The sequence below is a fragment of the Mycobacterium sp. IDUB_37 genome (genome assembly GCF_055419245.1).
In genome coordinates this window covers 203,170-214,589 of record NZ_JBVAXG010000010.1, presented here as the reverse complement: position 1 = coordinate 214,589, position 11,420 = coordinate 203,170, and the positions used below count along the sequence as shown (strand labels likewise).

The window sequence follows — 11,420 nt, the reverse complement described above, 5'->3', positions numbered from 1 at the left end:
CGCCGTGCCGTACCAGATGGAGCGCGCCTCCCGCCTCGGGCATGTCGACACAGTCCGCAACGAGGCCGTCCAGGCAGCCCTGCAACGGTGGACGATCACCTCCACCCGACCCGATTCCAGCAGTGAGATCGAGGCGCTGTGCCGCCCGCTGACCAACCTCGCGTCAATCGGCCGGCCCGAGGACGTCGAGTTCTCGATCACCGTCGACGGATCGGACACCGAGGTCGAGGCAACCCGCGACCACCCGACGGTCAAGGTCGGCTATCTGCGTGTCGCGGGCTCCATGGTGCGGCTCGACTCGTTCCGTACGCTGGCTACCCAGCGGCACATCGACCCCCGCGATGTGCGCAGTGCGCACACCCAGTACGCCTTCGATGTAGCGCTTCCGGGTTCTCAGCTGGTGCGTCCCGGCTTGTCCGGGGTCGACACTTGGCGCACCGAACTCGACGAGTTCCTGCGCAGCGCACGCTTCGACTCGAGCACCGAGATGACGTTGGCCGACGGCCTGCTGGCCCTACACGGCACGCGCGGCAGGCCCGCCGAACGGGTCGCCCTTCGCGTGTGCCCCGGCTGTGGCGTCAAAGCGGACCCGGGTGCCGCCATCACCGTGGCCGCCGATGGTGGTGAATGCGCGGGGTGTCGGGCTCCGTTGTTCCTGTCCGACGTGCTGCGCACCCACGAGGAGTACTCCCTAGAGGGGTCCAACTTCACCCCGATGGGGCGGGTGATGACGGCGACTGAGCGGCTGATGTCGGTCTGCTATCTGAATTTCTTCGCCGAGAACGCCCCGGAGGTGCTGCGGCATACGCTGTTTATTACCGACGGCCCGCTGGCGCTCTTCGGCCCGCTGGCGCCATTGAAGCGGCGGTTCGTCGAGCATCTCAGCGACCTCGCGACGTGGTGCGGCGAGCAAGGTCTACCCGCGCCTCTGATGGTGGGCATCGAGAAGTCCGGCGCGTTCGTCGAGCACGCCGCCCTGATCGGGGATCTCATCGCACCCGGTTCGGTCATGCGGCTGCCGAACGCCTACATCAACCGCATCAGCGGCCGCGCACCGACCAACCGCTACGGGATCGACGAGTTCTACGGCCGCCGGTTCATCTACCGCACCCGTGCCGGGGACCCGCTGGTGCTCACCGTGCCCCCGGCGCCGGGACTGTCGCCCTATGACGGCGGCGACGCCGTCGAGGGTTTCGAGGCCTACCCCACACTGCGACTGGTCTGCGAGATCCTCGACTCGCTGCGCACGCACATGTATCAGAACGCCGTCGTGCCGGTGGCGCTCGCCCACTCCGCGGCCGCGTTGCCGCTGGGCGTCGGGCGTTCGGTGCTCACCATGATGGCTCAGGAGAACATCCCCGAGCTGAAGGTGGATGTGCAAGCGGTCAAGCGGCCCTCCTACTTCCCGGCCTAGCCAATACGCTGAACTGTCCGAAACGTGGTGCAAGATACGGACATGGCCCCCGTCAGCGCGCCGCCCTCGGCATCAACGGCCGCGACCGGGCTCGCCGGTGTCGCCGACAGGTTCGGCGCATCGCCGACGATCGGCTCGCTTCCGCGGCCCCTTCCGACGAGGCTCGAACCGATCGACCACGCGCTGGCCGCTGGCCGCTATCAGTCGCCGTTGCGCTATCCGGGGGCCAAGTCTGTTCTGGCGCCGGTGATCGCCCGGATCATCACCTCCGCACGGAGATCCCGCGAAGTCGGACACGTCAATCTGCTGGTCGAGCCGTTCGCCGGCGGGGCGTCGGCCTCCCTGCGCCTGGTCGGATCCGGTGTGGTCGACCGCATCCTGCTCGCCGACGCGGACCCGCTCGTCGCCGCCTTCTGGCAGAGCGCCGCCGAGGACACCGAACGCCTCGTCGACCGCGCCTACGACGAATGGGATCGGTTCGTCCGGCCCGGCGGGCACGCCGCGGTCCAGCGGTGGGACTACTGGAAGGCCTGGGAGCCGCGACGGAACACGCAGCAACGGACGCGTCGACTGGGAGCGGCGGTGAAGTGCCTGTTCCTGAACCGGACAACGTTCTCGGGGATCCTGCACGGCACCGCCGGCCCGCTCGGTGGCCGGCGGCAGCAGAGCCCCTACCCGATCGGGTGTCGCTGGAATCCGGACGCCCTGGCCGAGCGCGTCCGCCTGATCGGGCACCTCTACGACAGCGGCCGTCTGGTCGACGTCTGGCGCAAGGACTGGCAGCAGACCCTGGCCGACGTCCCCGAGTACTACCCCCAGCTGCTCCCCTCGCGCGTCGTGGCCTACCTGGACCCGCCCTACGTGGAGAAGTCGTCCGCCCTATACCGGGCGTCGTTCGACCCCTCCTACGACTATCACGGCACCCGACGAGCCCAGTCGTCCAAGGACGACTCCCTACACGTCCTGCTCGCCCACTACCTGACCCATAAAGCACAATTCCGGTGGGTGCTCAGCTATGACAACCACCCCATGCTCACCGAGAACAGGTGGCTCTACGCCCGCAGCCGCATGACGCCGAACACAGCCGACCGCGCATTGCTTGGCGTGTCGCAGTGGACTATCAGCAAGCGTCTGGTGACGACGCGCTACACGGCGGCCGGCCGGGTCGGCAAGCGTTCAGCCGATGAACTGCTGCTCACGACTCTGCCGCCGGCGACGGTCCCGATCGACGACCAACTGCGAGAACTCTGAGCCGCCGCATTCTCGTCACACGAGGCGCGGCGTCATTCTGTCTGCACCGTCCGCTTGCGTCGCTTCTCCAGCGCCGCCTCCAGAATCGCCCGTGACTCTGCCGCCGACTGGTCGAAGAAGTCCGCCGGCCAGTTGTCGATGCCGCCGTACTCGTTCGTCTCGACCAGTCGGTAGGTCGTTCGGCCCTCGCTCTGCTCGGTGAACAGCAACCCGACGCTGTCGCGCACGGTGTCGGACGCGTCTTCGGCGATGCGCAGGCGAAGCCGCGAAATGAGGTACTCGCTGTGCGTTTCGACGATTAGTTGGCGGTTCGACGCGGCGATGGCGAGCAGGAAGTCGGCCAGCCGCTGCTGGACTGCTGGGTTGAGGTGAAGTTCGGGTTGCTCTATGAGAACCAGGGAGCCCCGGGGAGCCTCCAAACACAGCACCAGCACCGGCAGCAGCTGGCTTACGCCCGTGCCGACGCTGGTCAAGTCGAGGTCGACGTCGACGAACTGCTGGTGAATCTGTAGTTCCAGTCCCAGCCGACCTTGGTCGTGGGTATCGATGCGATCGCCCATCTTCAGGTAGCCGACCCACTGGTTCATCGCGTCCTTGAGCGTGACCCGCGAGGTGGCACCCAGACCGCGCTTGGCGCCGGGCAGCGGCACCTCCACCATGCGCGAGCCGCTGTTCTGCAACACGGCGGCCAGGAATTCGCCCTTCGCGCCGATGTATCCCGCGGCGGCTTCGGCGGAGTCCTGGTAGACGACGCGGGGATCCTCACGCAGCGGGCCAAGATAGCGAACCTTGGATTGGAGGAAGTTCAGGATTGCGCGCGACGGTATCGATGTCCGCTGCAAGGTGTTGAGGACGGGAACTTCGCCGGTGATCGCGGCCTCGTCGAGGCGCTGCACAACCGCAGACCCGAACGCGGGGTCGATGACCTTATTCGCATCCACGGCAAGACTGCTTTCGTCGCCGTACTTCTCCTCGAACAGCGCGCGGACTGCGTTTCGAATCTGCGGAAAGGACTTCAGTTCCGCTTCGCTGGTCCTCCAGACACTGAGGATGTCGCTGACGACGAGATCTTCGAGTTCCGCCCAGTCCTGGTGCGTGGAGGCATCATCATTCCTTGCGCGCTCCATCAAGTAGCGACGTCGTGCAATCGAGCTGTCCATGAAGGCATTCCGCCATGCTCGCCAGAGCAATCCACTCTTCGACTCGCGCACTGTGCCAGCCAAGGGCAGACCGCCACGCAAACTCACCCGGACCAAATCCAACTTCTGCTCGCTGCTACTGAAGGAGCCGGTCAGAAGCCGCTCCGCGACGACGTCGCCGTCCGGCGTCGACTCGGCCGGCACTGCGCGCGCGTGCAGTTCACTCCGGATTTGGCGATTGCGGGCTCTCCGGACGTCGATATCGGAGACGGAAAAGTGAACCTCCTCTATATAGGCGTGCCCGCTCTGGCCCGCGGGGGCCTCGCCGAGGACCAGTTGCCAGTCCACGCGTTGCGTGATGGCTCGGCGCTGACGTGCCCGAACCCGTGCGGGGAGCGGTCCGCGGTACAACTCCACGCCGTCTGCCAGCTGAAACCGTCCACCCAGTGCGAACGACGTGGGCCTAACTTCCGACGGACCGGCGTAGCGGGTCTGGGTGACCGTGCCCAGACGAATTGTCGTCCCATTGAGTGGGAAACGGTCACCTGACGGTGACGCCGCGGCGGCCTGACTCGCGGCCAGGATGCTCTGGATGAGCGTGCTCTTCCCTGCACTGTTCGCGCCGACGAGGACGGTCAACGGGAGTAGGTGAACCTCTTCGTCCTTGACGGACTTGAAATTGGTGAGATGCCACGCTGTCAGCGTGATGTAGTAGTCCTCACCGCGTACAAGACCGGCGCGGTCGAATTCGTCGTCCTCTTCAATCATGTCAAACTCCCCATGTCTTTCATGAATGGCAGGGCATGAGAACGCACTGGAACATTTGGCGTCCCACCGTGCGGCGTTGCGGATATGGAGATGCGTCACGGGACCGGCCCAAGAATTTGACGAACGTCGTTCCCGAGGCGGCTCTGTCCAGTAACACCTGAGTCTGCAGCAGTTCGAGGCCAGGTCGGTCGGCGGCGGTGTCGGGCGCTTCCGGCTCGTCGTCGATCGACCACAGCTTCTGGTTGAGGACCTGCGTCAGGGCACTGTAAACATCGAGAAGCCCCGACTTGCGGTAGGAATCCTCGAGTTCGCGGTCGATCAGAATTCCCTGCATCAGCCAGGCCGGCATCGAGACCTCGCCGCGTTCGATCTTGCTCACGACGTGGAGTACGAAATCGACCAAATCGAAATCCGAGAACCCCGCGGGGTCCAGTCGGAACGAAACGGGATCGACGATCAGATCCTGTTCCCCCTCAATCAACTGGCGGGTGCAATCTCCCGTGACGGCATTCAACCGATCCAATTCCGCGATTTTGTTGGCCCATCGGGGATCCGACGGTGAATCAAGCGGGGGCCCTGCCTTAAATTCATCCGGAATGGCATCCGTCGGCGGATTACGAGGAAACAGTTCTCGAACCATTTCGCCAGGGAGCGAACCGATTGTTTTCAATTGCACATTCCAGACGTATCCGAAGATGTCTGTTTGTGCGGCGAGCCCATAGGGCAATCCGGTCGCCTCCGCCGACAGATAGACGTCCTTATCGGTCGCCAATTCCACGTCCGGGGTCAAGAGCACCACGGTGAACGAATACGACCGCGGGTCGGAGTCCACCACCAGCACAAGAACGTTGTCCGCTAAGCGCTCCATCGGTTCCGCACGACAGATGGTGCCGATGGACGGCTGCCCGCCACCACCGTCGGCGTCGATGCGCGGGTATTTCGCCTTGAGTTGCGACAGCCACAGGTCACGGCGTGTGTTCATGGCGATTCCTTCGTCGTCGAAAGTGCGACCATCAACGCGTCAGTCACGGCGTCATCCGATACGTTTCCGAGGTCGGCTAGCGCGACTTGAAGTTGCGCGACGGCGTTGCGCTTGTGTTTGTCGACTGTTGGTCGGCTGATCTGGAACATCCTCGCCAAGGTGCTGTCCGTGTCGCCGCGCAACTTACCGACCAGCACCGCTCGTTCCACGGCACTGAGAGCGGCTACCGCCTGATCCACGGTCTCCTTCACCACCTCTGCTACCTCGGGGCCGGGAGACGATTTCAGCTCGAAATGCTCCTCATTTGCCTCAAGCTCGCTAGGCACCAGGAATGTCAACGCCTCACCGAACAATTCGTCGATCAGGCCGCGGGTGACCGACGGGTACGTCGCGGCGACGTCGGCGACGGCCGCCTCGAGTTCGGCGCGGGCCCACACCGGACTCGCGCGTTCGCTCGACACTCCCGGCATGCGCGGAAGCTCCTTCAGACGCGTTATTAGCCGATGTCGCTGCTGCGAGTCCGGCGGGCTGGCGGGTGATCGGCCGTTGGTTCGGCGCCATGCCTCGCCGTCGGCCTCGGTCGACGGTTCGTAGTCGGGCGCCACCAGTGCCTGCACGGCGCGGTCGACCAGATTGTCGACCACGGTGCGGCGTGAACGACGTCGGGAGGACAGCGCGAACTTGGTTTGTCGCCACAGCAGCCGACGAGCCGAGTCCAGATCGTCGGCGATCTCGCAGATGTACTCGATCTGGCGCTTTCTCAGCAGGTGCTCGACGACGTCCTGAAGCAGGTCTTCGCGCGCTGCGTCGTCCCAGGTGGCGGTTCCCGAATACGTCTGGGGCGCATAGCGGCTGGCGACGATCCGGCACATTCGTTCGACTTCGGCGACCCACAACTCGCCGATGCCCTCGATTCGATGCTCGCGGACGAGATCGTCGAAGAGCCCCCCGCGCGTTGGTCGGTCGTCGGAGTCCTCGGCGTCCTCGGTGACCTCCGGCGGCGCTGCCTCGGCGATCTCGTAGATTGCATCCGGCGCTGCGTTCGAGCCGAGTTCACTCGGCGGTGTGCCATCGGTCATATCGGGCCTGTCATCACGGCGCTCACCGTGCCTTGATCGTCCTCTGAACAAAGACGATTCGCGTCACACAACTTGTCCTTGCTGACCGGCATCGGTAGTCGAGTGACCACCCAGCCCTCCTTGTCGAGCCAGCATCCAGGCCATTCGGCGCGATGGCTGTGAGCCGGATTGAGCGGCTCAGCCCTGTGCTTCTGGGTCGTTCGGGCGTAGACGACCGCGAGCGGCCCCGACTCCGGCCACCGGCGAAGCACTATCGCTCTGTTCTTGTTCTTATGCGGCGCGAACGGTAGGTCCTTATCGGGCAGATGAAACCACGCCTCACCCTCCGGCGGGCCGAGGCCAAGGCGGGCACGCAAGCCATCCAGTGCTAGCCGCGCCACGCGCCTCTACCCCGTCCTGCCGACCAATTCGCCGTCTGCGGTTCCTCGTCAATGATGCACCAGGCGGAATGGAGAACACGCCCGATCAGCTTTTGCGCCTCAGGGCGCGCATCCCGTACACGCGCCCCAACAGCGGCTGCGGTAGCGCGGCTTGCTCCGTCCAGGCCGAGGCCCATGTGCCAGCATCGCCTGGCGAACTGTTGACCCGGACGAGCAGCACGCGGCGATACCCGCGCATCCACAGTTTCGAGAGGACAAGCGACCGGCCGGCATACGGTGCACTCAACGAGCTTGGCGAGTGAGCCCTCGTACAGTGCGCGCCGCATCATCACCCGGCCAGCATGCAACCGCGCGGGCCCGGTCCGGCGATCCCACGCCGACGACCAGTACCACGCGGCCCGCCGACGCGCTCAGATCATCGACTCGTCCCACGGCTCGTCCGGCGTCGTGGCGATCGCCGACTGCGGACCCGACCTCCGCGAGCCGGCCTCAGCAGCCAGGTCGATCGCGTGAATGTCGAACGCAATGTCGCGCTGCTGCTTGATCAACGCTGCGAACGCCGGACCCGCAGTCTTCGGGTCGTCGATCGCCTTCGCGATCCGATGCTGCAACGCAACGAGCAGTTGCCGGCGATCACCACTCCTCGCCGCATCGACAACCGACTTCGGCGCCGCTTTCCGTGGTGCCCGCTTCGCCGGCGTATTCTGGCCCTCCTTCACAGCGCGCAGTCTGCGCTCGGTCACGTTATAGACCCTTCTGCTCGTGCGAAAAAGAAATCGGGGCAGAGGGGGCGGCGCCTATGCCACGGGGTGCGGTGTCGGTGGGGGGTGGGGGTTCTACCGCGTGGGGTGCTCGTCAAAAAGGCGGGACAAAGTCGGGGTCATAACGTGGTGGGATTTCGGCGGCACGTACCAGATTGTCGGCGAGCCAATGGGCGTCCTTTGGGCTGAGTTCAACGGTCAAAGACGTCGCGGCGCCCGACTCCGGACACTCATAGGCGAATGTGATGGCGACATCGGCGGAGCCGCTGGGATATGAGCGCCGGAGGACGATCACTTCCGTGTCGTTGTCGGTCCGGACGGACTCGCTGACTCGGGTGTCGTTGTAGAAAGTTTTCACTCTTTGATTCCTTTCACTTACTGCTGGTCGCGGAACTTGGCGCTTGGTCGTGTTGTTTCGTCGTCTTCTTGGAGGTGGGCATCGGCGCGAAGACGCCTACCAGCCGCCGCGGCGTGATGTGCTCATGGTCGCGTAGGACAGGCCGGCGCCGAACGAGTCGTATTGCTGGAGTTTGTCGAGGTCGTCGAGGTCTTCGGCAGCGGTCGGGTGCTGCTTGATGTATTCGGCGACGATGCCGTTCCAGCCGTTGGCGAGTGCTCGCGCCAGTATCGCGGCGGCGAGAGTCCCGTCGTCGGAACGCATGGCTGCCGCGAATAGCTCTGCTGCGTCGTCGCTTCGGGTGAGCCGCGCAGCTCGGTCTTGTGCGTCTCGGTAGGCGATGATTTGGCTGGGGTCGCTGCTCGTCACATAGGACAGCCCGAATAGCCGCTTCTCAAGCGACCGTTTCTTGGCGGTGATTAGTTCGGTTTCCTTTTTGCGCAGGTCGCTGAGTTTGGCGCTCACCTGTGCGTGTTCGTTGTCGAGCTTGGCGCGTTTCCCGGTGTCGGTGAGGGTGTTGTCGGCGGCGAGCCGGTCGGTGGTGCGGGCCCATCGGCTCTGAATGCGCTCGGCTTGCGCGCGCAGGTCGTCGATCTGGGATTCGAGTTGTGTCAGAGACATTGCTTGCGTTTCCTTTTCGGTGTTCAGGCTGAGGCGCGGCCTGTGGTGGTCAGGTGCCAGAGTTCTTTGGCGGTGTCTGCGATGGGGTGCTCGCCGTCCCAGACCTTGATGAAGGCGCTTACCACAGAGGCCCATCGGTTGTCGACGGCGACGCGCAAGATCTCGACTTGTCGGAGGTTGTCGGCGCTGCCGAGGGCAGTCGCCAGCACCTCGCGCGCCGCGTTTTCGGTGCGGAGAGCTGCTACGTCTCGACTGGGAACAACGTTTCCGAAAAGCCGGGAGTACAGGAACGTGATGCGTTCCGCGGTTGCTTGTGCAGCTCGGTCCTGTTCGGCGCGTTCCACGGCGGCGCGGTCGACCTGCCTCTTGCAGCGTTCGAGCATGGTCAGCCCGGCCGGCGCGCTACTCACCGCGACCACCAAAGAGGTTGTGCGCGAACGCGGCCTGGCTGTTGTCCGCCCGCTTGCCGTCAGGCTGTCGCACCAGCTGCATGAGTTCGTTGAATTCGTCGTCGGGCAGTTCGCGAAGGTACTGCTCGACTCCAAGCTTCAGGAAGTCGGTCGGGTTCACTTGTGCTGCCCTGCCTTTCGTTCGGCGCATTGGACTACGGTCTGTCGCCGGAAGACATATCGACAGCCAACCTTGCGCCCGCCAAGCTCGACTCGGATGCGCCCGACCCATTGTGGTGAGCAGCCGAGTATCGCGGCTGCTTCGTTCGTGTCGATGAGTTCCTCCGCCTCCGATGGTGCCGAGTGAGGCTGCGTCACACAAGTTTTGGTTTCGCGGACGAAACCGACGAGCTTGACATGCACAGCGTGAAACTCGCGCGCCAAGACGGGCTTACTGCCGAATGTCTGGCGGACCATGAAATCACGAAAGCCGTGGTGCAGAGCAAGAATCTCTGCCGCTGTGAACGTGAAGGCGCCCGGTTCTGCGTCGCTCACGAGTTGACCTCGCCGGCCTGAATCAGATCGGATCCGCCGGTCAACGACCGCTTGCGGCCGATCCTCCGCCTGCGGTCCGGCTCGCGGTCGAGACACGCGATGGTGTGTACGCCGATGCACAACGAGCCGCACGGGGTCAGCTCGGCCTTGGGTTCGTGGATTGGCTCAGAGAACGATCTGCCCGATCGGGCCGGCGCGGCCTGAGGCTCAAACTTGGCCGGGCTGGATCGGCGGCGACGCACGCACGGCACCCGTCGCCGGCGCGGGCCGAGAAGGCGGTCGTCGGCTACGAGATAGAACTCGCCCGGCTCGGCGCCGCACGTCGAACATGGTGAGTCGATCGCTCCGGGGTAGACCGTTGGAATAGGTGGTCTCATCCCGGCGCCTCACTCCACGCACGCGCGGTCAGTGGGTTATCGAGAAGTCCCCGATTTGCGTAACACGGCAGGCTAGTTGCGGTAGAGGTTGTCGGCCCGTTCTGCACGCCAGTGCAGGACGGTTTGGGTCGTCCATACCTACGTAAGTAGGTGTGTATTCCTTTGGTGCACCCACGGGGGTGCAGTTGAACTGCACGCCAGGAGTGCAGTCTGAGAGCCGTTGAACTGCACAAAAAACCGTGCAGTTTGAGCGCTTGCGAACTGCACGGATATGGTGCAGTTCGGACGGCGCTGGACTGCACGGATTCCGTGCAGTGTCGAGCCTCCTCTAGTGCACGGATATCGTGCACTACGGCGGCGCTCATGTGTCACCCTCTGGGCGCAGCTTCGACGGCAACACGATCGATCGGCCGTACTCCGTTAGCTCCCAATCGGTAAACTTCCGGCCACCGGCCGCCACCACATACGTCCACCGCGTCTCCAACTCGCGGCCGTCACGCTCGAACCGCTGGATCACAAGCCGCTGTTGCTTCTCGGCGATCGCAAGGGCGCGCCGAACGCGCTCCCGGTTGCGCCCCCACCCGAGGTCATCGGAGATGCGAACTGGCGACGTCTCGAACCGCTTGCCTCTGCTGGTGCCGGCGCGTGACAGGAGGTATGCGAGCAGTACGACCCCGTCAGAGCCGAGTTCCCCTGCGCCGGTGCGCACTAGCTCGTCGCCCAGGTAGAAGTAGCCGTCGCGGGGGCGGTCGCCGACTACGTGAATTGGGTGGCCCATTAGCGCACCGCCGGCGCGCGGCGGGCCGGACCCGCGCCGAACATCAGCCGGACACCAGACCCGCCAAACGCCGAGCGTAAGCAGCGGCGTCGAGCAGCTCTTCGGCGTGCTCGGGTGTGATGTAGTACACCAGCATGCCGCTGCCGATGCCGTCGCGCACCAGCCCCGGCCACGACGCGTTCGCCCCGACATGAACGGCGGGCTGATCGGGTGGTTTCCGCATCACGCAGCACCGCGCGGATCGTCCGTGCGCTGCACAGTGTTCGCGTCAAGGTACGAGTTGACGTCACTCCATCGGTACAAGACTTTCCGATTGACCTTGATGAACTTAGGCCCTATACCGCGATAGCGCATCTGCGCGAGTCCCTGCTCCGTCGTATGAAGCACTGCTGCAACCTCTTTAGGACCGGCAGTCTCGGGCGGTGACGTGTTCAAGCTGGTTCTGTCGACGCTCACGTTCAAGCCTACCTCCGATGGGATTCTCAACCCCCGTGAATCACGGGCTTGTGATTCACACTGCAACGAGAGT

Annotated in this window: 15 protein-coding genes; 2 read left to right on the top strand and 13 right to left on the bottom strand. The window is 64.5% G+C overall.

The window, feature by feature from the left end; translation table 11 throughout:
• The first annotated feature begins 4 nt into the window (after nt 1-4).
• Together ACZY1I_RS27150 and ACZY1I_RS27145 are read left to right on the top strand one after the other, a co-directional pair.
• A complete protein-coding gene (locus tag ACZY1I_RS27150) occupies nt 5-1,414 on the top strand; it encodes a hypothetical protein (protein ID WP_463759779.1) in 1,410 nt (469 codons plus the stop codon).
• 42 nt (nt 1,415-1,456) lie between these two features.
• Nucleotides 1,457-2,665 (top strand): DNA adenine methylase, encoded by a 1,209-nt coding sequence (locus ACZY1I_RS27145; protein ID WP_463759777.1) that lies wholly within the window; start codon nt 1,457-1,459, stop codon nt 2,663-2,665.
• 32 nt (nt 2,666-2,697) lie between these two features.
• Here the strand turns inward: ACZY1I_RS27145 and ACZY1I_RS27140 are convergent, their stop codons facing one another.
• The 13 genes from ACZY1I_RS27140 to ACZY1I_RS27080 form a co-directional block, all read right to left on the bottom strand.
• Nucleotides 2,698-4,572: an AAA family ATPase gene (locus ACZY1I_RS27140; RefSeq protein WP_463759775.1), complete on the bottom strand. Its 1,875-nt coding sequence runs from the start codon at nt 4,570-4,572 to the stop codon at nt 2,698-2,700.
• A 19-nt stretch (nt 4,573-4,591) separates the two neighbouring features.
• Nucleotides 4,592-5,440 (bottom strand): hypothetical protein, encoded by an 849-nt coding sequence (locus ACZY1I_RS27135; protein WP_463759773.1) that lies wholly within the window; start codon nt 5,438-5,440, stop codon nt 4,592-4,594.
• Between the two features lie 110 nt (nt 5,441-5,550).
• The gene (locus tag ACZY1I_RS27130; RefSeq protein WP_463759771.1) at nt 5,551-6,633 is read right to left on the bottom strand and encodes a hypothetical protein; all 1,083 of its coding nucleotides are present in this window, start codon (nt 6,631-6,633) and stop codon (nt 5,551-5,553) included.
• Nucleotides 6,634-7,423: 790 nt separating this feature from the next.
• Entirely contained in the window at nt 7,424-7,732 is a 309-nt protein-coding gene (locus ACZY1I_RS27125) for a hypothetical protein (protein ID WP_463759769.1), read from the bottom strand.
• A gap of 136 nt (nt 7,733-7,868) precedes the next feature.
• Nucleotides 7,869-8,132 carry a hypothetical protein gene (locus tag ACZY1I_RS27120; RefSeq protein WP_463759767.1) on the bottom strand — a complete coding sequence of 88 codons (264 nt, stop codon included), beginning with the start codon at nt 8,130-8,132 and terminating at the stop codon, nt 7,869-7,871.
• A 96-nt stretch (nt 8,133-8,228) separates the two neighbouring features.
• Nucleotides 8,229-8,792: a hypothetical protein gene (locus tag ACZY1I_RS27115; RefSeq protein ID WP_463759763.1), complete on the bottom strand. Its 564-nt coding sequence runs from the start codon at nt 8,790-8,792 to the stop codon at nt 8,229-8,231.
• 23 nt (nt 8,793-8,815) lie between these two features.
• The gene (locus ACZY1I_RS27110; RefSeq protein WP_463759761.1) at nt 8,816-9,202 is read right to left on the bottom strand and encodes a hypothetical protein; all 387 of its coding nucleotides are present in this window, start codon (nt 9,200-9,202) and stop codon (nt 8,816-8,818) included.
• Nucleotides 9,195-9,362, bottom strand: coding sequence for a hypothetical protein (locus tag ACZY1I_RS27105; protein ID WP_463759759.1), 168 nt, complete (start codon nt 9,360-9,362; stop codon nt 9,195-9,197). The genes ACZY1I_RS27110 and ACZY1I_RS27105 overlap by 8 nt, the downstream gene beginning before the upstream one ends.
• Nucleotides 9,359-9,736 (bottom strand): hypothetical protein, encoded by a 378-nt coding sequence (locus tag ACZY1I_RS27100; RefSeq protein WP_463759756.1) that lies wholly within the window; start codon nt 9,734-9,736, stop codon nt 9,359-9,361. Before ACZY1I_RS27100 ends, ACZY1I_RS27105 begins: the two co-directional genes overlap by 4 nt.
• Complete coding sequence (locus tag ACZY1I_RS27095; RefSeq protein WP_463759754.1) at nt 9,733-10,113, bottom strand: hypothetical protein; 381 nt, start codon at nt 10,111-10,113, stop codon at nt 9,733-9,735. Before ACZY1I_RS27095 ends, ACZY1I_RS27100 begins: the two co-directional genes overlap by 4 nt.
• A 361-nt stretch (nt 10,114-10,474) precedes the next feature.
• Nucleotides 10,475-10,891 (bottom strand): hypothetical protein, encoded by a 417-nt coding sequence (locus tag ACZY1I_RS27090; RefSeq protein ID WP_463759752.1) that lies wholly within the window; start codon nt 10,889-10,891, stop codon nt 10,475-10,477.
• A gap of 43 nt (nt 10,892-10,934) precedes the next feature.
• Entirely contained in the window at nt 10,935-11,114 is a 180-nt protein-coding gene (locus ACZY1I_RS27085; RefSeq protein WP_463759750.1) for a hypothetical protein, read from the bottom strand.
• Nucleotides 11,114-11,326: a helix-turn-helix transcriptional regulator gene (locus tag ACZY1I_RS27080; RefSeq protein ID WP_463759924.1), complete on the bottom strand. Its 213-nt coding sequence runs from the start codon at nt 11,324-11,326 to the stop codon at nt 11,114-11,116. Before ACZY1I_RS27080 ends, ACZY1I_RS27085 begins: the two co-directional genes overlap by 1 nt.
• Nucleotides 11,327-11,420: the final 94 nt, after the last annotated feature.

Excerpts from the sequence above, each read along its gene's own strand:
- ACZY1I_RS27145 (WP_463759777.1), top strand. The coding sequence starts at position 1,457 with ATGGCCCCCGTCAGCGCGCCGCCCTCGGCATCAACGGCCGCGACCGGG.
- ACZY1I_RS27140 (WP_463759775.1), bottom strand. The coding sequence starts at position 4,572 with ATGATTGAAGAGGACGACGAATTCGACCGCGCCGGTCTTGTACGCGGT.
- ACZY1I_RS27135 (WP_463759773.1), bottom strand. The coding sequence starts at position 5,440 with ATGGAGCGCTTAGCGGACAACGTTCTTGTGCTGGTGGTGGACTCCGAC.
- ACZY1I_RS27130 (WP_463759771.1), bottom strand. The coding sequence starts at position 6,633 with ATGACCGATGGCACACCGCCGAGTGAACTCGGCTCGAACGCAGCGCCG.
- ACZY1I_RS27115 (WP_463759763.1), bottom strand. The coding sequence starts at position 8,792 with ATGTCTCTGACACAACTCGAATCCCAGATCGACGACCTGCGCGCGCAA.
- ACZY1I_RS27095 (WP_463759754.1), bottom strand. The coding sequence starts at position 10,113 with ATGAGACCACCTATTCCAACGGTCTACCCCGGAGCGATCGACTCACCA.
- ACZY1I_RS27090 (WP_463759752.1), bottom strand. The coding sequence starts at position 10,891 with ATGGGCCACCCAATTCACGTAGTCGGCGACCGCCCCCGCGACGGCTAC.
- ACZY1I_RS27085 (WP_463759750.1), bottom strand. The coding sequence starts at position 11,114 with ATGCGGAAACCACCCGATCAGCCCGCCGTTCATGTCGGGGCGAACGCG.